Below are 21,040 nucleotides of genomic sequence, written 5' to 3' on the forward strand. Positions count from 1 at the left end.
GTAAACCCTTTGTCGAGCGAGCAGCGGACACCGGCCGAAAAGGGTTTGCGCCACGCCTCTACAACCTACATTGAGGAAGCAACGAGTCTCCCCAACGGCAGATCTTCAGAGATGTTGGATTTCAGCTCGCTCCTGCTCGCGGCGGCGCTGTCGGGCACATGCCTCAGCGTCACGATGCTCGCGATCTGGCTCACCGCGCCGCAGGCGCGTTTCGTGCTTACGGTCGCCTGCGGCATACTCGTGCTCGTTGCCCATGTCGTCCTGTTCTGGCGCTATACCAAGGACGCCAACCCGTGGCTCTGCCAGATGGTGCTTGCCCTGCTCAGCCTGGGGTTCCTCGTCATCTGTTTGTCGGCGATGCAGTATCTCGGCATCCGCAGTTATCGCCGCGCCATCGTGCCGGCGCTGGCAGCGATGGCGGCCTGCGCCCTCGTCACCTATTTCGGCTTCGATGGCGTCGGCTTTCTGATCACCTATTCGACGGTGACGGCGCTGCTCGGCGCGATCGGAACGATGTTCTGGATGAAGGGCGATCACGACCGCCGGATACTGCTCGTCGTTTCGTTTCTCAGCGGCGCCTGCGGGATATCCTTCGCGCTGTGCGGCCTGGTGCTGCTGGTGCAAGGGCAATGGGTCCTAGGCGCCGCGCCCGACAACTGGGCGGAGCGGTTGAACTCCGTCGTCGCGGTCGCCTGCATGACCGCCTTCGGCGCGCTGACGCTTTCGCTGCACCATCTGCAGGCGCAGATCGAGCTCAAGGCCGCGACGATGACCGATCCGCTGACCGGCCTGATGAACCGCAGGGCGCTCAACGAGCTTTACGGCGGTCGCAGCTTCGGTCCGTTCATGGCGATCGCGATGTTCGACCTCGACCATTTCAAGACCACAAACGATGTCTTCGGCCATCCCGTCGGCGATCAGGTGCTTTGCCGCTTCGCGGCGGTGATCAAGAAATATGGCAGGGCCGGGGTCGATGCCTTCCGGCTAGGCGGTGAGGAGTTCGCGCTCGTCCTATCGCGCATGACGCCGGAAAAGGCGCACGATATGGCAAGCAGGATCGGGGTCGCTTTCGGCACCGAAATCGTTCCGACTCAACGTGGTCCGTTGCGCAGCAGCGTCAGCGGCGGCATGGGATTTGGCGCCCCCGATGGCCGGACCCTGGACGAGGTGCTGGCTGAGGCGGACGCCGCGCTCTACGCCGCAAAGCGCGCCGGGCGAAACCGCGTGATCGCCCAACGCCAGGAGGACCAGCCCGATAGTGGGCCAGCCCTGCGCTCGGCCTAACTTGCCCTACCGTCTACTCTGCGGCGCCGAGATATTCCGACAGCGGCGGGCAGGAGCAGACCAGGTTGCGGTCGCCGGCGACATTGTCGATGCGCGAAACCGGCGGCCAGTATTTTGCTGCCAGATCGACGTCACCCGCTGGGTAGGCTGCTTCCATCCGCGAGTATGGATGCGGCCATGCGCCTGCCAATGCCTCGGCGGCAGTGTGCGGGGCGTTGACCAGCGGGTTGTCGTCGAGCGGCCATTCGCCCTTCGCCACCTTCGCCGCCTCGCCAGCGATCGCAATCATCGCCTCGCAGAATCGGTCGAGTTCGCGCTTGGGTTCGGATTCCGTCGGCTCGACCATCAGCGTGCCGGCAACCGGGAACGACATGGTCGGGGCGTGGAAGCCGTAGTCAATGAGGCGCTTGGCGATGTCGTCGACGCTGATGCCGGCGCTCTCCTTGAGCACGCGCGTGTCGAGAATGCACTCATGGGCGATGCGATCGCTCCTGCCCTTGTAGAGGAGGGGGAAATGCGGCGCGAGCCGCGTCGCCACATAGTTGGCCGAAACGATCGCCGTCTCGGTGGCCTGCTTCAGCCCGGAGCCGCCCATCATGCGGATATACATCCAGGTGATCGGCAGGATCGAAGCGCTGCCGAAGGGCGCGGCGGCGACGGCATGCGCCGAACCTTCCGTGACATGGCCCGGCAGATAGGGTTTCAGATGCGCCCTGACGCCGATCGGGCCGACGCCCGGGCCACCGCCGCCATGCGGGATGCAGAAGGTCTTGTGCAGGTTCATGTGGCAGACGTCGGCGCCGATATCGCCGGGGCGGGCGAGACCGACCAGGGCGTTGAGGTTGGCGCCGTCGAAATAGACCTGGCCGCCATGCTCGTGGATAAGGGCGCAGAGATGGCGCGCGCCTTCCTCGTAGACGCCATGCGTCGAGGGATAGGTGAACATCAGCGCCGCGAGGTTCTTGGAATGCTCGTTGGCCTTGGCCCGCATGTCATCCATGTCGATGCTGCCGTCCTCGGCGCAGCGCACGACGACGACGCTCATTCCCGCCATCGCCGCGCTCGCCGGATTGGTGCCATGCGCGGAGGACGGGATAAGGCACACGGTGCGGTGGCCTTCGCCGCGCGCGCGGTGATAGGCGCGGATGGCGAGCAGGCCGGCATATTCGCCCTGGCTGCCGGCATTGGGCTGCAGGCTGACCGCGTCGAAACCGGTGATCTCCGACAGCCAGGCCTCCAGGTCGCCGACCATGGCCCGATAGCCGGCCGAATGGCTGGCCGGCGCGAAGGGATGCAGGTTGGCGACATTCACCCAACTCACGGGCATCATCTCGGCGGCGGCGTTGAGCTTCATGGTGCAGGATCCGAGCGGGATCATGGCGCGGTCCAGCGCGAGGTCCTTGTCGGCCAGCCGCCGCAGGAAGCGCATCATCTCGGTCTCGGAGTGGTTCTCGTGGAAAACCGGCTGGGTGAGGAACTCCTTGCCGCGCCGCTTACCGGGCATCGAGCCGGCTGCCACCGTGCCGGGCTTGGCGCCGAATAGCGCCGCGATCGCTTCGAGGTCGGCTTCGGTCGAGGTCTCGTCGAAGGCGATGCCGACGTGGTCGGCATCGATGACGCGCAGCAGCCGGCCAGTCTTCTCGGCGGCGGCGGCTATTGCCGCTGCCTTGCCCTTCACTTCCGCCGTCACAGTGTCGAAGCGATGTGCTCCGAGAACGGCCACGCCCGCTGTCTTCAGCCCCGCCGCAAGGCGGTTGGCGAGAGTGTGGACGCGCTCCGCGATCGCTTGCAAACCGGCGGGACCGTGCCAGATCGCATAGGCCGTCGCCGTGTTGGCGAGCAGCGCCTGCGCGGTGCAGATATTGGAGGTCGCCTTGTCGCGGCGAATGTGCTGCTCGCGCGTCTGCAGCGCCAGGCGATAGCCTGGGCGGCCCTTGCTGTCGGTCGACTGGCCGACGAGGCGGCCGGGCATCAGACGTGTGAGCTTGTCGGAGACGGCGCAATAGGCTGCGTGCGGGCCGCCAAAGCCCATCGGCACGCCGAAGCGCTGCATCGGACCGACGGCGATGTCGGCACCGAGCTTGGCCGGCGCATCCGTCAACGTAAGCGCGAGCGGGTCGGCGATGAAGACGACCAGAGCGCCAGCGGCGCGGGCCTTCTCGATCGCCGCCTTGTGATCGCCATAGACGCCGAAAGTGTCCGGCCAGGAGACGAGCAGGGCGGCGGTGTTGTCGTCGATGGTCTCGCCGTCGACCTCGGTGCCGAGCGGTTCGGCGCGGGTGCGCACGACATCGAGCGTCTGCGGATGCGGCGTGCCGGCAAGCGCCACCTTGGTGCGCTTGTCGCGGTGATGGCGCAGTGCGATGCCGACCGCTTCGGCAACGGCGGTGGCCTCGTCGAGCAGCGATGCCGACGCCACCGGCAGGCCGGTCAGCTCGGCAACCAGGGTCTGGAAATTGAACAGCATCTCCAGCCGGCCCTGACTGATCTCGGCTTGGTAAGGCGTGTAGGCCGTGTACCAGGCCGGGTTCTCGAACATGTTGCGCTGGATGACCGGCGGCACATGGACGCCGTGATAACCGGCGCCGATGAAGCTCTTCAGCACCGTGTTCTTCACCATCATCGCCGACAATTCGGCCAGTGCTTCGGCCTCGCTGGCCGGAGTGGGCAGGTTGAGCGGCAGGTCGAGGCGGATCGATCTCGGCACGGCCTGGCTGATCAGCGTTTCGACGGACGGAACGCCGATGGTGGCGAGCATGGCCCTGACATCGTTGACACTGGGGCCGATGTGACGGGCCGAGAAAGGAATGGGTGCTGCGGTCATTTCCAAGATCCTGGTATCAGCCGACATGGGCTTTGTAGGCGGCCTCGTCCATGAGGCTGTCGAGTTGGCTTGCGTTGGAAAGCTTCATCTTCCAGAGCCAGCCATCGCCGGTCGCCGCCGAATTGACCAATGAAGGGTCCGACGACAGTGCTGTGTTGGCTTCGGTGATCTCGCCGTCGACCGGCGCATAGACGTCAGAGGCCGCCTTGACGGATTCGACGACTACTGCAGTGTCGCCCTTCGCGAGCTTGCGGCCGATTTCCGGCAGTTCGACGAAGACGAGATCGCCGAGCTGCTCCTGCGCATAGTCGGTGATGCCGACGGTGGCGACGCCGCCTTCGACGCGCAGCCATTCATGATCCTCAGTAAAATAGGTATTTGCCATCGGAATATCATCCTTTGCGGTAGCGATGTGGCGTGAAGGGCAGCGAAGTGACATCGATCGGGATCCTGGTCCCGCGGACGTCGGCGAATAGTCTGATGCCGGGCTTGGCCAGCGCATTGTCGACATAGCCCATGGCGACCGGGTGGCCCGTCGACGGGCCGAAGCCGCCCGAGGTCACGTGGCCGGCCGCATTGCCGTCGGCATCGACAAGCGCGGCGCCGGCGCGCACCGGCTGACGACCATCGGGCTTCAGGCCAACCCGCTTCTGAGACGGCCCGCGCTCGAGGATCGAGCGCAGCGCGTCGGCGCCGATGAAGTGACCGGAAGCGCGGAGCTCCTTACGGATCGCCCACATCAAACCGCCGCTCGCCGGATCGGTCTCGGGTGTCAGATCCTGGCCATGCAGGCAGAGCCCGGCCTCGAGCCGCAGGCTATCGCGGGCGGCAAGGCCGATCCATTGCACGCGCTCATCCTGCAGCAGCTTGCCGACGAGATCGCGGGCATCCGCTTCCGGCAGCCCGATCTCGAATCCATCCTCGCCGGTGTAGCCGGAGCGGCTCATGAACCAGTTTTGCCGGGGCTCGACACCATGCATGAACAGCAGCGAGCCCGTTTCGATACCGGCTCGCGAAAGGGCCGCCCAGGCATCCGGGCCCTGGATTGCCAGGAAGACGCGGTCGAGCGGCTCGACCTTGGCATCGAAATCCGCGGCCAACGCACGCAGATGCCTTTCATCCTCGGCCGCATTGCCGGCGTTGGCCACCACCATGAATCGGCCATCGTCAAGACGCGTGACGATCAAGTCGTCAATGACGCCAGCGGCCTCGTTGAGGAAGAAAGTGTATTTGGATTGGGCAATTTCCATCGCGCCGGCGTCGAGCGGGCAGGCGCGGTTGAGTAGGGCGGCGGCGCCCGGGCCGCTGACCTCGAACAGCTTCATATGCGAGATGTCGAACAGGCCGGCATGCTCGCGCGTGTGGAGGTGCTCCTTCATCACGCCGGCCGGATAGGTCAGCGGCATCGACCAGCCGGCAAAAGCGCCGAAACGCGCGCCCGCGGCGCTATGCAAATCCTCGAGGGGTAGATGTTTGGTGTCTTCGCCGGTCATGTCTTCTCCAGAGTCGCACGCAATCGACCGCCATTAGCGGTCTAGTCCGTGCCCCTCTGTCTGAAGCCTGAGAGACTCGCGCCCCGTAACTCTGTCGGCAGCGCTTACACCTTCGGCGCGGGAAGATTCCCGACTTTCCAGAGTTGTCTTTCCCGTCCACGGTTCTTTTGCCTGAGAGATTTCGGGCGATTTCCCCTTCGGCGACAGCTTGCGCTGTTCTCTCCCGCAAACAGGTAGGACTCAGTCACCTGAGCCCTCGACGCGCCATCCATAGCCCGTCGGCGACACCTTGTCACCTCCCAGCGACATATCTCTCGGCAGCCGACGCCGATGACAACACCCGATCTGGTCTGAACGGCGGCCCAGCAAGGCGGCCTAGTCGCCCGAGGCCATCGTCTTGCAAAGGATGATGTTGGAATGGCCGATTGTCGCCGTGAGGCTTTTCTCAATCGCGTTGAACTCGGCTGACGCAAGATCGTGCTCGGCCTGCAGGCGAAGCGCCATCAAATACCGGCATACCAGTCGTAGCCATTGTCTTCCCAATAGCCGCCGCGACCGCCGCCGACATTGGCGAAGCCGTCGACCAGCTCGATCTTGTAGAGATATTTCGGCATCTTGTAGCCGAGCTGGCGCTCGACCCGCACCCGCAGCGGCGCGCCGTTCTCGACCGGCAGCGGCTTGCCGTTCAAGCCGTAGGCCAGGATCGTTTGCGGATGGCGGGCATCGATCAGGTCGATGCTGCCGTAATATTTGATGTCGCCAGACAGGCTTTGGTCGATCGTGTCGAGGCAATGGAACATGACGTAGCGCGCCTGCGGCTTGACGATGGCCTGATCGAGCACCAGCGACAAAGGCGTGCCGGTCCATTTGGCGATGCAGCTCCAGCCTTCAACGCAGTCGTGGCGGGTGATCTGGGTGCGGCTCGGCATGTTCTGCAACTGCTCGCGGGTGAGCGACAGCGGTTTTTCGACGAGGCCGGTCACCTCCAGGCGCCAGTCGGCGAAATTGTTGGCGAGCAGACCCTTATAGGTGTCGTCGTCAGGCGCGGTGACGCCGTTCGGCCGCTGCGGCTGGCGGATGTCGGCCTCACTGAATTCCGGTGCCAGCGCGTCCCGGCCAGCGAGCAGGCGCTGTGCGCGGTATGTCAGCCCGTTGGCGCTTTCGAGGAAGCTGCGCAGCCCGCTGCCGACGCCCAGACCGCTGTCGAAGGCATCGCAGCCGGACAGCGCGATGCCTGACAGACCGAGGCTGGCGGAGGTCAAGAACTTCCGGCGGCTAATCTGGAATTTTGCCATGTCAGGCGCTCCTCTCGGTGGCCTGGTCGTGCTTTGCGGGCGGGTCGGTGCGGTACCAGCCGGTGATGATCGAGCGCAGCTCGTTGATCGGGCCGGCCGCCACTATCATCAGGATATGGACGACGAAGAAGAGCACGAGCAGCACCATGACAATGAAGTGGATGGTGCGAGCCGTCTGCCGACCGCCCAGGATTTCATTGAGCCAGGGAAGCACCGAATTCATGCTCGGCGACATCGCAAGCCCGGTGATGATCATCAGCGGCAACAGCACGAAGAGCACGCCGCCATAGGCCATTTTCTGCAGCGTGTTGTATTCGCGCGCGTGGTGGAATTTCAGCCTCGCATGGTCGAGGATGTCGCGCGGCAGCTTGCGCAAGTCATCCAGGCGAGGGGCAAGATCGCGACGGATATGGCCGTTGATCAGGCTCGCGACCAGCCAAATGAGCAGTGTTGCGCTCAGCACCCAGGCGAAGAAGAAATGCACGACGCGGGCCGTGCCGAGGTCGTAGTAGGACGGGATCGTCGCCCAGGACGGAAAGGCGCGCGGCGTTTCCTGTCCGGGAGGGCCGGACCAGCCGAGCACGCCGGTGGTGTCGAAGCGATGCCCGAAGATTTTGGTAAAGCCGCGCGGTCCGCCGTCTGTGTTTTCGGCGCCGATCTCGAGGATCGTATTGTTGTATTGGAAGCCCGATTCCTTGCCGATGTAGAGTTGCGGGCGCGCGTTGAAGATCTGCAGGCCCGAAAGCAGCATGAAGAACAGCGAGAACGCCCAGAGCCAATGGGTCAGGCGCGTCCAGCCCGATTGCCGGTAAATCAGCGTCGGGTCCTTCGGCGTGGATGCTTCTACCTCGGTGGAGGGTTCGCTTCTGGCGACGGTCTCCATATCTAGGTGTCCTCCCGGCTGCATCTTCTGCGGCCTCTCAGAGCCTTGTTCTCCTCCCAATACGTCTCCGGCCCAAGCGTTGTTTCATCCGATCACGGATTTATTATGGACTGCCCAGGCTGACCGCGAGATTGACCGCGGCGGCGACGATCACCGTGTTGAAGAAAAAGCTCAGGATCGAAATGGACGAGCACGACCTGGCGCATGCGCGAGGTCGTTATCCCAGTGTCGGCGGTTTGCGCAGTCATGCCGATGACGGTCGCGAAATACAGGAAATCCCAGCCTTCCGGGCGTTTGCCGCCGGGAAAATCGAGGCCGCCGACCGGATTCTTCTTCCTGGTTTTCTCGTCGATCTCGTCGCCGTCCATCCAGTAGACATGCGCATAATGCAGCGCGGCCATCGCATGGATTGTGAACCAGCCAAGCGGGATCGACAGCATCGCGAACAGAACCTCCAGCGGATGCGCGGCAGCCTTTTGGTTGATGAGTTGAAACAGCGAGCCGATGGCGAGGCCGACGACCAGGAGCGTGACCGCAAAAATCAGCAGCACCGGCAGGTCCGTGGCACGCGCGTTCTTGCTCAGGTAACGGACGGTGAGCCTCGGCATCGCGACCAGCACCAGAAGAGTGTAAGCGGCGAAGAAGAGGTTGGCGCCGATGGAGTAGGGCAGCGGCGCCCCCAGCATCAGGGCGAGAAGCAGCGCGACAATGCCGATGGCCGCAGCCAAAGCGAACTGCACGTGCCGGTGGATCGGCGTGTTGAGGGATATGTCGTCGCCCATGGCCGGTTCTCAAAGGGCTTCGAGTCAGCCGGGTGTGGCGGATTTGAGCGCCCGCCGCAAGATGCGGTCGAGCTCGCCGAGAAAGTTTGACCTGTCCTTCGCCGTGAAGGCGGCGTTGAAGCCGCGGCTTTCGCCGGTCTCGCGCAGATGCTGCTTCAAATCCCGCATCGCCACCGCCATGCCGATGGTCTCGGGCGTGAAGGGACGGCCCGTAGGTCCCAGCACATGCGCGCCGAGCGCCACCGCGCGCGCGGCAAGCGGGATATCGGCCGTCACCACGACATCGTTGGGTTTGGCGTTCTCGACGATCCAGTCGTCCGCGGCATCCGCGCCCTTGGAGACGACGACATTGCGGATCATCGGATCGCGCGACGGGCGCAGGCCGCCATTAGAAACATAGGTAACGGCAATGCCGTGACGTTCCGCGACCTTCTCGACCTCGGCTTTCACCGGGCAGGCATCGGCGTCGACGTAGATGATGGGTGCGGGCATCGTCTCTCCAAATGTGCAAAGGGCCGGCGTTGGCCGGCCCTTTACCAGAAATCCCGCAATCGTCAGGCCGCCAAGGCTCCCGACTTCTTCGCCGTCCAGGTGGCGATGTAGTCCATCAGGGCGGGGTTGAGGCAGTCATAGGGTTCGAGCCCGATCGACTTCAGCTGGCCGCGGATGCCGTCCATGCGGCTCGGGTCGACGCCGGCTTCGATGATGGAGGAGACAAAGGCGGCAAAGCCGGGCGGCGACCAGCCGTCCTCCTCGAAACGCTCGGGATGGATGAAGGACAGACCCTTGAAGGGATGGTCGCGCTCGACCGGGCCGTACATGTGCACGCCGCAGCTGGTGCAGGCATGGCGCTGGATCAGCGCTGCCGGGTCGACCACCTTCAGCTTGTCGCCATTCTCGGCCACAGTGACGTCGCCGGTGCCGGCAACGGCGACGACCGAGAACACCGCGCCTTCCGGCTTCCAGCATTTGGTGCAGCCGCAGGCATGGTTGTGGGCGATCTGGCCCTTGACCTTCACCTTCACCGGGTTGCTGGTGCAGAGACAGACCAGCGTGCCGCCGGAAAAGGCAGCACTTTCCTTCGGCAGCCCGTTGTCGATCTTCGGATGCAATTTTTCCGCCATTCGTCCTTCCTCCCATGTTGAGCCGCAAAGGTCGCGGGCTCCAGCCCGCGACCGATGCGGCATTGCTTCAATAAACCACGACGCTGCGGATCGACTTGCCCTCATGCATGAGATCAAAACCCTTGTTGATGTCGTCGAGCGTCAGCGTATGGGTGATCATCGGGTCGATCTGGATCTTTTTCTCCATGTACCAGTCGACGATCTTCGGCACGTCGGTGCGGCCGCGCGCGCCGCCGAAGGCGGTGCCCATCCAGGTGCGGCCGGTGACCAGTTGGAAGGGCCGCGTCGCAATCTCCTGGCCGGCGCCGGCAACGCCAATGATGACCGACTTGCCCCAGCCGCGATGCGAGGCTTCCAGCGCCTGGCGCATCACCTTGGTGTTGCCGGTGCAGTCGAAAGTGTAGTCGGCGCCGCCGATCTGGTCGGCGCCGCGCTTGGTCAGGTTGACCAGGTAAGGCACGATGTCGCCGTCGATCTCCTGCGGATTGACGAAATGCGTCATGCCGAACTTCTCGCCCCAGGCCTTCTTGTCGTTGTTCAAGTCGACGCCGATGATCATGTCGGCGCCGGCCAGGCGAAGGCCCTGGATGACGTTGAGGCCAATGCCGCCGAGGCCGAAGACGACGGCCGTAGCGCCCTGCTCGACCTTGGCGGTGTTGATGACAGCGCCGATGCCGGTGGTCACGCCGCAGCCGATATAGCAGATCTTGTCGAAGGGGGCGTCGGGATTGACCTTGGCGACCGCGATCTCCGGCAGCACGGTGAAGTTGGAGAAGGTCGAGCAGCCCATATAGTGGAACAGCTTTTCACCGCCGACCGAAAAGCGCGAGGTGCCGTCGGGCATCAGGCCCTGTCCCTGCGTGGCGCGGATGGCGGTGCAGAGATTGGTCTTGCGCGACAGGCAGGACGGGCACTGCCGGCATTCGGGCGTGTAGAGCGGGATGACATGGTCGCCCTTCCTGACCGAGGTCACGCCCTTGCCGACATCGACGACGATGCCGGCGCCTTCATGGCCGAGGATCGCCGGAAAGATGCCTTCCGGATCGGCGCCCGAGAGGGTGAACTCGTCGGTGTGGCAGATGCCGGTCGCCTTGACCTCGATCAGCACCTCGCCCTCGCGCGGCCCCTCAAGATCCACCTCCATGATCTCCAGCGGCTTTCCGGCACCAACGGCAACTGCGGCACGCGTTTTCATGAGGCATTCCTCCCAAGGCAATCTTAAAAGTCTCAGCTTTATGGCAGGCCGTCGAGCCTGCCCGGCGAGGCGAATACCGCCTGCCATTTTCTTGCGCTCGCCACCACCTTACCGGGTTCGAAGGTGGCGGCCAACGTCTGTTGCGACGTTTTTCGACGCCGCTTCTGCAAAAGCATCGAGCGCCGAAGGGCAGGGGCTGCAGACACTTGAGGCGCGTCGGGATTGTCCATAGAACTGGACGGCTTCGCCGGAGGAACGACATCCGAATGTTCAAGAAGATCCTGATCGCCAATCGCGGCGAGATCGCCTGCCGCGTGATCAAGACGGCGCGCAAGATGGGGATCGCCACGGTCGCGGTTTATTCGGATGCCGACCGCGACGCCGTGCATGTCGAAATGGCCGACGAGGCCGTGCATATCGGCCCGTCGCCGGCGGCGCAGAGCTATCTAGTGCCTGAGAAGATCATCGCCGCCTGCAAGGAAACCGGCGCCGAAGCGGTGCATCCGGGTTATGGCTTCCTGTCGGAACGCGCCTCTTTCTGCGAAGCGCTGGAAAAGGAAGGCATCATCTTCATCGGACCGAAGCCCAAGGCGATCCGCGCAATGGGCGACAAGATCGAATCGAAGAAGTTCGCCAGCCAGGCCAAGGTTTCGACCGTACCCGGCTGGCTGGGCGTCATCGACAATGCCGACCACGCCGAAAGGATTGCCGGCGAGATCGGCTATCCGGTGATGATCAAGGCCTCGGCCGGCGGCGGCGGCAAGGGCATGCGCATCGCCTGGAGCAGCGCGGAAGTGCGCGACGGCTTCGAGCGAGCGCGTTCGGAAGCGAAAAGCTCCTTCGGCGATGACCGCGTCTTCATCGAGAAATTCGTCGTCGACCCGCGCCACATCGAGATCCAGGTGCTGGCCGACGCGCATGGCAATGCGCTCTATCTGGGTGAGCGCGAATGCTCGATCCAGCGCCGCAACCAGAAGGTGGTCGAGGAAGCGCCGTCGCCGTTCCTCGACGCCAAGACGCGCAAGGCCATGGGCGAGCAGGCTGTGGCGCTGGCGAAAGCCGTCGATTACCAGAGCGCCGGCACGGTCGAGTTCATCGTCGACAAGGACAGGAACTTCTATTTCCTTGAAATGAACACGCGACTACAGGTCGAGCATCCGGTGACGGAGCTCGTCACCGGCATCGATCTGGTCGAGCAGATGATCCGCATCGCCGCCGGCGAAAAACTCGGCATCAGGCAAAGCGAGGTCAAGCTGAACGGCTGGGCGGTGGAAAGCCGTCTCTATGCCGAGGACCCGTTTCGCAATTTCCTGCCCTCGATCGGCCGGCTGACGCGCTACCGGCCGCCGCAAGAGGGCACGTTCGGCGATGTGGTGATCCGCAACGACACCGGCGTCGCCGAAGGCTCCGAGATCTCGATGTTCTACGACCCGATGGTGGCAAAGCTCTGCGCCTGGGCGCCGACGCGGCTCGAGGCTATCGATGCCATGTCCGAAGCGCTGGACGGTTTTGTCGTCGACGGCATAGAGCACAACATTCCGCTCCTCGCTGCGCTGATGCAGCATCCGCGCTGGCGCGAGGGGCGGCTTTCCACCGGCTTCATCGCCGAGGAGTATCCGGACGGTTTCGCGCCGGTCGAACCGGACGGTGAGGAGATGGCGGTGTTTGCCGCGATCGCCACCGCAATCGAGCTGCTGCGACGGGACCGGCTCGACCGGCTCAGCGGCCGGTTGGCACCGCATTCGGGCCATCTCAAGCGCGACTGGGTGGTGAAGATCGGCGCGGACTATCTTTGCGCCGGCATCCTCGACGGCATGGTCTCGATCCCGATGGAGATCGATCTCTCGATCGATGGCAGCGAGCCGCTGACGGTCGCTTCCGACTGGCGGCCGGGCGACCCGATTTGGCGCGGCAGGGTCGGCGGCAACTGGATCGCGGCGCAGGTCCGGCCGGTGCTGAACGGCCTTTGTATCGCCTGGAAGGGCATGTCGGTGACGGCTCAAGCCATGCGTCCGCGGACGGCGGAGCTGGAAAGGCTGATGCCGGAAAAGCTGCCGCCGGATACCTCGAAAATGCTGCTTTGCCCGATGCCAGGACTGGTGGTGTCGATAGCCGTCGCCGAGGGCCAAGACGTCAAGGCCGGCGAGACGCTGGCCGTGGTCGAGGCGATGAAGATGGAGAACGTGCTGCGCGCGGAGCGCGACCTCACCGTGGCGAAGCTTAACGCCAAACCGGGCGACAGCCTCGCGGTCGACGCTGTGATCATGGAGTTCGCCTGACGGGGCGACATAGGCCGCAAGCTTGTGGTTCGCGGTCGATTGTACTGGACTGGCATCGCGGCGTCCGGGACAATACATCTGCACGGATGAGTCCTTGAGATAGCGCGAAAAAACATGGCGGATGAACGACTTCCACGCGACCCTTTGCAGCGCGAAGCTGTCGTGAAGGCTACGCAGCCGGAGACGCCTGCGCGGAAGTTCATCCATCTGCGCGTGCATTCAGCCTATTCCCTGCTCGAGGGCGCTCTGCAGCTCGGCGCCATCGTCGGCCACGCGGTCAAGGATGAAGCGCCGGCGATCGCAGTGACCGACACCAACAATCTGTTCGGCGCGCTCGAATTCGCCCAGAAAGCGGTCAAGGACGGCATCCAGCCGATCATCGGCTGCCAGGTCGACCTCGTCTTTTCCGGCGAAACGAGCGACGCCCAACGCGACCGCCGCCGGCACGGTCCCGAGATGTCGCCGATCGTGCTGATCGCCGCCAGCGAGGCCGGCTATGCCAATCTGGTGCGGCTGATCAGCAAGGTTTATCTGGAAACGCCGCCCGGCGAGCCGGTGCATATGACCAGCGCCATGCTGGAGAGCCATTGCGATGGCCTGCTATGCCTGACCGGCGGCCCGCGCGGCCCGATCGGCAGCGCGCTGAAGGCGGACCGCCGCGACGTTGCCGAACAGCGGCTGCTGGTCCTCAAAGAGCTTTTCGGCGACCGTCTCTATGTCGAGCTGGAACGGGTCGCCGGCTATGACCGCATGGTCGAAAAGTCGACGCTCGACCTTGCCTATACCCACGAACTGCCGCTGGTCGCGACGAACGAGGCCTTCTTCTCCAAGCGCGAAGACTATGAGGCGCATGACGCGCTGATTGCGATCGCCGAAGGCTCGGTGGTGGCCGCCGACAATCGCCGGCGGCTTTCGCCCGACAATTTCCTGCGCGGCCAGGCCGAGATGGCACGGCTGTTCTCCGACCTGCCGGAAGCGATCGACAACACGGTCGAGATCGCCATGCGCTGCTCCTACTATCCGAAGAACCGCAGCCCGATCCTGCCGCGTTTCACCGGCGCCGACTCCGCCGACAAGGACGCCGCCGAGAAGGCGGAAGCCGCCGAGCTCGCGCGCCAGGCGCGCGAGGGCCTGGAGGCGCGGCTTGCCGCGCACGGACCGACGCCAGGCTACACGGTCGAGCAATATCGCGAGCGGCTCGAATTCGAGCTCGGCATCATCGAGAAGATGAAGTTTCCCGGCTACTTCCTGATCGTTGCCGACTTCATCAAATGGGCGAAGGCGCAAGGCATCCCGGTCGGACCGGGGCGCGGTTCGGGCGCCGGCTCGCTTGTCGCCTATTCGACCACCATCACCGACATCGACCCACTGCGCTTCTCGCTGCTGTTCGAGCGCTTCCTCAACCCGGACCGCGTCTCGATGCCGGACTTCGACATCGACTTCTGCCAGGACCGGCGCGAGGAGGTCATCCGCTACGTCCAGCAGAAATACGGCCGCGACCAGGTCGGGCAGATCATCACCTTCGGTACGCTGCAGGCGCGCGCCGTGCTGCGCGACGTCGGCCGCGTCCTGCAGATGCCCTATGGCCAGGTCGACAAGCTCTCCAAGATGGTGCCGCAGAACCCGGCCAACCCGGTCAAGCTGGCCGACGCCATCGCCAACGAGCCGCGCTTCGCCGAGGAGGCGGAAAAGGAGCCGATCGTGCAGACGCTGCTCGACACCGCGCAGAAGCTCGAGGGCCTCTACCGCCATGCCTCGACGCATGCCGCCGGCATCGTCATCGGCGACCGGCCGTTGTCGGAATTGGTCCCGATGTACCGCGATCCGCGCTCGGACATGCCGGTCACCCAGTTCAACATGAAATATGTGGAGCAGGCCGGGCTGGTGAAATTCGACTTCCTCGGCCTGAAGACGCTGACGGTGCTGGAAACGGCGGTGAAGCTGATCCGGCGGCGCGGTGTGGATATCGATCTTGCCCGCATCCCGCTCGACGACCCCGAGACTTACGCCATGCTGTCGCGCGGCGAGGTGGTCGGCGTGTTCCAGGTTGAAAGCGCGGGCATGCGCAAGGCGCTGATCGGCATGCGGCCGGACTGCATCGAGGACATCATCGCGCTGGTCGCGCTCTATCGCCCAGGCCCGATGGAGAACATCCCGACCTACAACGCCAGAAAGCATGGCGAGGAGGAGATGGCCTCGATCCACCCCAAGATCGACCACCTTGTGAAGGAAACTCAAGGCGTCATCGTTTACCAGGAACAGGTGATGCAGATCGCGCAGGAGCTTGCCGGCTATTCGCTCGGCGAAGCCGATCTTCTGCGCCGCGCCATGGGCAAGAAGATCCGCGCCGAGATGGACAAGCAGCGCGAGCGCTTCGTCACCGGCGCCGTCGAGCGCGGCGTCGGCAAGGCGCAGGCCGATTTCATCTTCGATCTGCTGGCGAAATTCGCCGACTACGGCTTCAACAAGTCGCACGCCGCGGCTTATGCGGTCGTTTCCTACCAGACCGCCTACCTCAAGGCGCACTATCCGGTCGAGTTCCTGGCGGCGTCGATGACGCTCGACATGAGCAACACCGACAAACTGGCGGATTTCCGCCAGGACGCGCTACGCCTCGGCATCGAGGTGGTGGCGCCGTCGGTGATGACCAGCTTCCGACCGTTCGAGGTCGGCGAGAACAAGATCTTCTACTCGCTGGCGGCGCTCAAAGGCGTCGGCGACGCCGCGGTCGAGCACATCGTCGAGAAGCGCGGTGAGAGGCCGTTCAAGAGCCTAGCCGACTTCTGCGAGCGCGTGGATCCGAAGATCGTCGGCAAGCGCGTCTTCGAAAGCCTGATCATGGCGGGGGCCCTGGACTGCTTCGGGCATGACCGCGCCGTGATGATGGCCGGCGTGGAGCGGATGATGGGGCTCGCGTCGCTGGCGCAGCAGAATGCCATCTCGGGCCAGACGGATATTTTCGGCGCCTCGCTCGGCGCGCAATCGCAGGCGCTCAACCTGCCGGCGGCCGAGCCATGGCTTGCCGCCGACCGGCTGCACCGCGAGTTCCAGGTGGTCGGCTTCTATCTCTCTGCGCATCCGCTCGACGAATACAAGGCGGCGCTGCAGAAGATGCGGGTGCAGAACTGGGCGGAATTCTCCGCCGCGGTCAAACGCGGCGCTGCGGCCGGCCGGCTCGCCGGCACCGTCACCACGAAGCAGGAGCGCAAGACCCGCACCGGCAACAAGATGGGCGTCGTGCAGTTTTCCGACACCACCGGCCAGTACGAGGCGGTGCTGTTCTCCGAAGGCCTGGCGCAGTATCGCGACATGCTGGAGCCTGGCCGTTCGGTGGTGATCACCGTCTCGGCCGAAGACCGGCCGGAGGGGATCAATCTGCGCATCCAGACGGTGCAGTCGCTGGAGGACGAAGCAAGCCGCATCCAAAAGGCGCTACGCATCTTCGTGCGTGATGCTCAGCCCATCAACATCCTTGCCAACCAGCTTGCCGTGAAGGGCGAGGGGCAGGTGAGCTTCGTGCTGATCAAGGAAGCCGGCCAGGGCGAGGTGGAGATCGAACTGCCCAACCGCTATCGCATCTCGCCGCAGGTCGCGTCGGCCATGCGCGCGGTGCCGGGTGTCGTCGAAGTGGAACTGGTGTAGCGTTCCAACTACTTGTTCTCGCGCAACTCCGAACAGAAACCGGGTAACGCTTTTCCTGGAATGCTTTGGCGCGAGGCGTGGCCACCAATTCAAGCCCCGCCGCCATCACCCGTACTGGCCAAACCACGTCATTCGCTCAACGACGTATGGTTCTGTATATCTTTGCCTAACTTGTTCTTGCTAATGATGGCGTGAGCGGCAAACCAAGCTGACAATCTGGCACTCAAAAGTCGCCCGGCAAGAAACCGTGACCCTGGGAGGCCTTTGTGTTTCGGTAACCAAAGGTAACCAAAAATAAAGTAGTTGGCTTATGATGTTACAGGGCGTGGGGAGACGATCTTGGCACTGAAGCTGGTTATCCAGATTCCCTGTTACAATGAGGCAGCGAGTCTTGGAGCCACCGTTACGGCAATACCGCGCAAGATCGAGGGGATAGATAGCGTCGACATTCTTGTGATCGATGATGGTAGCAGTGATGGGACTGCCGACGTTGCGAGAAGCCTCAATGTGGATCACGTGGTTAGCCATCGCCGCAATCGCGGCTTGGCGGCTGCGTTCCAGACGGGGATAGACGCCAGCCTTCGCGCGGGAGCCGATATCATTGTCAATACCGACGCCGACAACCAATACAACGCGTCGGACATAGAGCTGCTTGTCGGGCCTATTCTGCGTGGGGAAGCCGACATCGTCATTGGCGACCGCCAAGTGGGTAAAAATTTCCATTTCTCGTCAGGCAAGCAGATCCTGCAGCGCGTCGGGACCCGCGTCGTTCGTCATTTGGCGGGGATAGACGTTCCCGATGCAGTCAGTGGATTTCGCGCAATAAGTCGCGATGCCGCGATGCAGATCAACATTGTGTCGCGCTTTTCCTATACAACGGAAATGCTGATCCTCGCTGGCAAGAGGCGATTGGCGGTGGCGTCGGTTCCCATTCGAACCAATGCGCCCATGCGGCGGTCTCGTTTATTTAAAAGCATACCTCATTTTATTTTCAACACCGGCATCACAATTGTACGCTCCTATGCCCTTTACAATCCACTGAACGCGTTTCTGCTCATCGGTGGCGTAATTTGTTTCGCTGGCTCGTTGCCGATACTTCGTTTTCTGTGGTTGTCTTTGGTAGGCGACAATAGGGGCCACATTCAATCGCTGATCCTTGGCGGCGTGTTGATCATCGTAGGTTTTATCACTTTGCTTTTCGCACTTCTCGCCGACCTAATTGGGCGCAACCGGCAAATGCTCGAGATGACGCTTTTCAAGCTACGGAAAATCGAAGAGCAGATGGATCGGGTCGAATAATGACGAGTTTGGCCGGATTCTTCGATGCGAGGTCTGAAGCTCCTGTCAGGGTCGGTCGATGGACTATTCTTATTCTGTTCGGCGCTATCGCAGTACTGGAATTGACAACGGCGCTCTTTCGGGAAGTTAACTGGGACGAATTCCATTTCCTATCACTGATTTTCGAATACAAGCGGGCTTCGCTTAGTCTTGCCTTGCAAACGTTTCACGTCCATCTATTTTCGTGGCTGACATTGCTGCCCACCGACGAGATAGGCACGATCGTCATTGCGCGCTGCCTGATGTGGCTTCTTCACCTGGCCACGCTCTGGTTCCTCTTCAAAACGGCCGAGAACCTCGTTTCCATTCGCGGGGCTTTATGGGCGACGGTGCTTTACGCCACACTGGGTTTTGTGATGCGGAACGCGACGAGCTTCCGTGCCGACCCGATCATCACGACACTTCTGATGGGTGCACTATTCGGGCTGACGCGCGACCGCCTTCCGCTCAGGCTGCTTATCCTTTCTGCGCTGGCGGTGACGGTTGCGGGCCTGATCTCGATAAAATCGGTCTTTTATGTCCCGGCCATAACAATGGTCGCCACCCTGCAACTGGCACGCACCCACGATAAGGTATTGCTCCGGAATATGGCCGTCGCACTCGTGATTGCCGCCACGGCGTTCGTCGGCCTATTTCTTTGTCACTCGGCAAGCTTGGCGCAGGCCGTATCTCAGGCCGGGAATACGCTGACCTCCGTTTACAACAAGCAGCTGGTTGATAGCAGCCTCTTCTACGGGGCGAGATTTCTGGCGTATTCGCTGGCGGTGAACGCGCTGCAATGGTCGGTGATCTGCGTCGGAATGGGCCTGGCTGTAGCTCGGACAATCAACAATAGCGGCGCGGAGAGGCTCCGCGCATTGACTATACTTAGCTTCGCCTCGCCGTTGTTATGCATTGCCTTCTATCGAAACAGCTTTCCCTACTTCTATGTGTTCATGATGGCACCCGTGGCGGTGGTCGGGGCGTTGGCCGCAGATAAGCTCTCTTCCCTGTCAAAAATTTCGGGGGCAATCCCCGTGATATTCGTCGCCCTGGCGGTGGGGCATGCGATTCCAGAATTTCAGCGAGACCAATCGGCTCAGCGATCACTGATTTCCGCCGTGCATCAGATCTTTCCGAACCCGGTACCTTATATCGCTCAAACGGGCATGGTTGCATCCTATCCCCACGCAGGATTTTTGATGAGCACCTGGGGAATCGAGGAATATCGCGATCGAGGAGAACCGGTGCTTCTGCATGCGATCGAGAAAGAAAGACCGCCCTTCGTCATCGTCTCGGGCCCGGCGCTTTCGGCTGCGCTGGAACCCGGCACTGTATCGACCGATGCGGGCGAAGGATTGCTCCCTGCCGACATAGAGGCTCTGAAAGAGAACTATGTGCGCCATTGGGGTCCAATCTGGATCGCGGGAAAGCAGCTACCCGCCACAGGCGGGGTTGAAGCCACATTCGCGGTTCACATTCCTGGACCCTACACTATGACGGCCGATGCACCGGTTGAAATTGACCGGCGATCGATCCTGCCGGGCGATGTTGTCGAGCTAACTGAGGGAACGCATAGCTTTCGGGGCGGACTTGCCACGTTGCGCCATGGGCGAAACCCGCCTGTTCCCGCGCGCGAGCCGCCAATGGCGATCTTCACCGGGTTCTAGGCGAGGGCCTGCTGGTTTGCGCGTGCTGATTTCCACGTCCACTTTTCCTCGCTTTCATGGCGACAACGTCTCCCCCTTTATGTCCGATCTGATTTTCGCGCTCGCGGCCAGAGGAATAGAACTGGACGTGTTGGCCCCCCATTCGCCTGGCAGCAAGACGGTCGAGGATCTGGGCAACGGTGTCACCGTTCATCGGTTTCGCTATGCTTGGCCTGAAAAGCTGGAAAACGTCTTCTATGGCGCAGGAGCGCTCGAAAATATCAAGGCGAAGCCATCAAAAGCGATAAAGCTGCCACTCATCGCGGTCGCGCAAGCTGCTGCTACCTATCAGCTAGCCAAGTCGCGTCGCCATCATCTGATCCATGCACATTGGGTGGTCCCGCAAGGAATCACTGCATTGCCTTCCTGTCTCGGTCGAACGGCTCTCGTCGTGAGTGCGCATGGCAGTGACGTTCTCGGTTTGCAGGGACGTCTACCGATGTGGGCGAAACAGCTTGCCGCGCGGCACGCATCATTCCTGACGGCCAACTCTGTCGCGACGGCGGCTGCGCTACGCAGGTTGGGCGCAAACCCCGATCGGGTCGAGATCGTTCCGATCGGAGCATCTTCTCGAACTCGTGAGGAAACGGTCCCGTCTTGGGAGTGTGGATTCGCCGACGAAGCAAACCCTCTCTTGCTGTTCGTCGGAAGGCTAATTGACTGCAAGGGAGCGGAGGATGCAGTCGCCGCTCTCGCATTGCTGCAAAGCCGTCTGCCAGGCGCACGACTCGTTGTCGTGGGCGATGGGCCGGACCGGCAAACCCTCGAGGCGAAGGCCGCGTCTCTCGAGGTGCGCGACCGCATATTGTTTACGGATTGGCTGCAGCCGGAAAAGGTTAGCCAGTGGATGCGCAGAAGCGATGTTCTGGTCATTCCCTCTCGCCGTGCGGCAGATGGCACAATGGAAGCGCAGGGCGTCGTGCCGCTCGAAGCGATGCTCCACGACCTGCCCGTGATTGCGTCGCGATGCGGTGGTCTCGTCGACATCATTCGCCATGAGGAGACAGGGCTTCTGGTCGCCGAGCGATCTCCAGGAGAAATCGCCGAGGCGGTGGAGAGAATGGTTACAAATAAACGCTTTGCAATCGGCCTTGCCGCCAATGCCAAGGAATGGGTTCTGTCCGAGGGCACGATCGCCAAGACCGCTGAACGATTCCACGAAATTTATCACCGCGTTTTATCGGCCGAGAGACGAACCCATTGATGCTTCACA

At 62.7% G+C, this 21,040-nt stretch carries 15 protein-coding genes, 1 pseudogene and 1 riboswitch; of the genes and pseudogenes, 6 read left to right on the top strand and 10 right to left on the bottom strand.

Translation table 11 applies throughout. From position 1 onward, the window contains the following. The first annotated feature begins 111 nt into the window (after positions 1-111). Complete coding sequence (locus CK222_RS24435) at positions 112-1,284, top strand: GGDEF domain-containing protein (protein ID WP_095802177.1); 1,173 nt, start codon at positions 112-114, stop codon at positions 1,282-1,284. A gap of 13 nt (positions 1,285-1,297) precedes the next feature. Here the strand turns inward: CK222_RS24435 and gcvP are convergent, their stop codons facing one another. The 10 genes and pseudogenes from gcvP to CK222_RS24480 all read right to left on the bottom strand — a co-directional run bounded on the left by gcvP (position 1,298) and on the right by CK222_RS24480 (position 10,880). Next, entirely contained in the window at positions 1,298-4,108 is a 2,811-nt protein-coding gene (gene gcvP, locus CK222_RS24440; RefSeq protein ID WP_095802256.1) for an aminomethyl-transferring glycine dehydrogenase, read from the bottom strand. Positions 4,109-4,124: 16 nt separating this feature from the next. Beyond that, positions 4,125-4,493, bottom strand: coding sequence for a glycine cleavage system protein GcvH (gene gcvH / locus CK222_RS24445; protein WP_095802178.1), 369 nt, complete (start codon positions 4,491-4,493; stop codon positions 4,125-4,127). 7 nt (positions 4,494-4,500) lie between these two features. Further along, positions 4,501-5,601, bottom strand: coding sequence for a glycine cleavage system aminomethyltransferase GcvT (gene gcvT / locus CK222_RS24450; protein WP_095802179.1), 1,101 nt, complete (start codon positions 5,599-5,601; stop codon positions 4,501-4,503). Positions 5,602-5,750: 149 nt separating this feature from the next. Next, positions 5,751-5,837, bottom strand: a riboswitch (glycine riboswitch). A gap of 139 nt (positions 5,838-5,976) precedes the next feature. Next, positions 5,977-6,105, bottom strand: a complete 129-nt coding sequence (locus CK222_RS33440; RefSeq protein WP_259979720.1) for a hypothetical protein — start codon at positions 6,103-6,105, stop codon at positions 5,977-5,979. Beyond that, positions 6,105-6,896, bottom strand: coding sequence for a molybdopterin-binding protein (locus CK222_RS24455; protein WP_095802180.1), 792 nt, complete (start codon positions 6,894-6,896; stop codon positions 6,105-6,107). The genes CK222_RS33440 and CK222_RS24455 overlap by 1 nt, the downstream gene beginning before the upstream one ends. Position 6,897: 1 nt before the next feature. Continuing rightward, complete coding sequence (locus CK222_RS24460; protein ID WP_095802181.1) at positions 6,898-7,779, bottom strand: cytochrome b/b6 domain-containing protein; 882 nt, start codon at positions 7,777-7,779, stop codon at positions 6,898-6,900. Between the two features lie 103 nt (positions 7,780-7,882). Next, positions 7,883-8,561 (bottom strand): annotated as a pseudogene (locus CK222_RS24465) (DUF1345 domain-containing protein). A gap of 24 nt (positions 8,562-8,585) precedes the next feature. Then, on the bottom strand, positions 8,586-9,053 hold the full coding sequence (locus CK222_RS24470; RefSeq protein WP_095802182.1) for a YaiI/YqxD family protein: 468 nt from the start codon (positions 9,051-9,053) through the stop codon (positions 8,586-8,588). A 62-nt stretch (positions 9,054-9,115) separates the two neighbouring features. Continuing rightward, the gene (gene gfa, locus CK222_RS24475) at positions 9,116-9,685 is read right to left on the bottom strand and encodes an S-(hydroxymethyl)glutathione synthase (RefSeq protein ID WP_067000227.1); all 570 of its coding nucleotides are present in this window, start codon (positions 9,683-9,685) and stop codon (positions 9,116-9,118) included. A 67-nt stretch (positions 9,686-9,752) separates the two neighbouring features. Further along, positions 9,753-10,880: an S-(hydroxymethyl)glutathione dehydrogenase/class III alcohol dehydrogenase gene (locus CK222_RS24480; RefSeq protein WP_095802183.1), complete on the bottom strand. Its 1,128-nt coding sequence runs from the start codon at positions 10,878-10,880 to the stop codon at positions 9,753-9,755. Positions 10,881-11,146: 266 nt separating this feature from the next. Here CK222_RS24480 and CK222_RS24485 point away from each other — a divergent pair, with 266 nt between their 5' ends. The 5 genes from CK222_RS24485 to CK222_RS24505 all read left to right on the top strand — a co-directional run bounded on the left by CK222_RS24485 (position 11,147) and on the right by CK222_RS24505 (position 21,031). After that, a complete protein-coding gene (locus tag CK222_RS24485) occupies positions 11,147-13,159 on the top strand; it encodes an acetyl/propionyl/methylcrotonyl-CoA carboxylase subunit alpha (RefSeq protein WP_095802184.1) in 2,013 nt (670 codons plus the stop codon). 114 nt (positions 13,160-13,273) lie between these two features. Then, positions 13,274-16,801 (top strand): DNA polymerase III subunit alpha, encoded by a 3,528-nt coding sequence (gene dnaE / locus CK222_RS24490; protein WP_095802185.1) that lies wholly within the window; start codon positions 13,274-13,276, stop codon positions 16,799-16,801. Between the two features lie 339 nt (positions 16,802-17,140). After that, positions 17,141-18,100 (top strand): glycosyltransferase family 2 protein, encoded by a 960-nt coding sequence (locus tag CK222_RS24495; protein ID WP_245433238.1) that lies wholly within the window; start codon positions 17,141-17,143, stop codon positions 18,098-18,100. Then, complete coding sequence (locus tag CK222_RS24500) at positions 18,100-19,788, top strand: hypothetical protein (protein WP_095802186.1); 1,689 nt, start codon at positions 18,100-18,102, stop codon at positions 19,786-19,788. Before CK222_RS24495 ends, CK222_RS24500 begins: the two co-directional genes overlap by 1 nt. Before the next feature lie 22 nt (positions 19,789-19,810). Continuing rightward, complete coding sequence (locus CK222_RS24505; protein WP_245433244.1) at positions 19,811-21,031, top strand: glycosyltransferase; 1,221 nt, start codon at positions 19,811-19,813, stop codon at positions 21,029-21,031. Positions 21,032-21,040: the final 9 nt, after the last annotated feature.

Origin of the sequence: Mesorhizobium sp. WSM3866 (assembly GCF_002294795.1) — a bacterium.
In the GTDB taxonomy this organism is placed as follows: domain Bacteria; phylum Pseudomonadota; class Alphaproteobacteria; order Rhizobiales; family Rhizobiaceae; genus Mesorhizobium.

What these genes read in the sequence shown, in the direction of transcription:
- CK222_RS24485 (WP_095802184.1), top strand. Translation starts at nt 11,147, where the DNA reads ATGTTCAAGAAGATCCTGATCGCCAATCGCGGCGAGATCGCCTGCCGC.
- CK222_RS24470 (WP_095802182.1), bottom strand. Translation starts at nt 9,053, where the DNA reads ATGCCCGCACCCATCATCTACGTCGACGCCGATGCCTGCCCGGTGAAA.
- gcvH (WP_095802178.1), bottom strand. Translation starts at nt 4,493, where the DNA reads ATGGCAAATACCTATTTTACTGAGGATCATGAATGGCTGCGCGTCGAA.
- CK222_RS33440 (WP_259979720.1), bottom strand. Translation starts at nt 6,105, where the DNA reads ATGGCGCTTCGCCTGCAGGCCGAGCACGATCTTGCGTCAGCCGAGTTC.
- CK222_RS24435 (WP_095802177.1), top strand. Translation starts at nt 112, where the DNA reads ATGTTGGATTTCAGCTCGCTCCTGCTCGCGGCGGCGCTGTCGGGCACA.
- CK222_RS24500 (WP_095802186.1), top strand. Translation starts at nt 18,100, where the DNA reads ATGACGAGTTTGGCCGGATTCTTCGATGCGAGGTCTGAAGCTCCTGTC.
- gcvT (WP_095802179.1), bottom strand. Translation starts at nt 5,601, where the DNA reads ATGACCGGCGAAGACACCAAACATCTACCCCTCGAGGATTTGCATAGC.
- gfa (WP_067000227.1), bottom strand. Translation starts at nt 9,685, where the DNA reads ATGGCGGAAAAATTGCATCCGAAGATCGACAACGGGCTGCCGAAGGAA.
- CK222_RS24455 (WP_095802180.1), bottom strand. Translation starts at nt 6,896, where the DNA reads ATGGCAAAATTCCAGATTAGCCGCCGGAAGTTCTTGACCTCCGCCAGC.
- dnaE (WP_095802185.1), top strand. Translation starts at nt 13,274, where the DNA reads ATGGCGGATGAACGACTTCCACGCGACCCTTTGCAGCGCGAAGCTGTC.
- gcvP (WP_095802256.1), bottom strand. Translation starts at nt 4,108, where the DNA reads ATGACCGCAGCACCCATTCCTTTCTCGGCCCGTCACATCGGCCCCAGT.
- CK222_RS24480 (WP_095802183.1), bottom strand. Translation starts at nt 10,880, where the DNA reads ATGAAAACGCGTGCCGCAGTTGCCGTTGGTGCCGGAAAGCCGCTGGAG.
- CK222_RS24460 (WP_095802181.1), bottom strand. Translation starts at nt 7,779, where the DNA reads ATGGAGACCGTCGCCAGAAGCGAACCCTCCACCGAGGTAGAAGCATCC.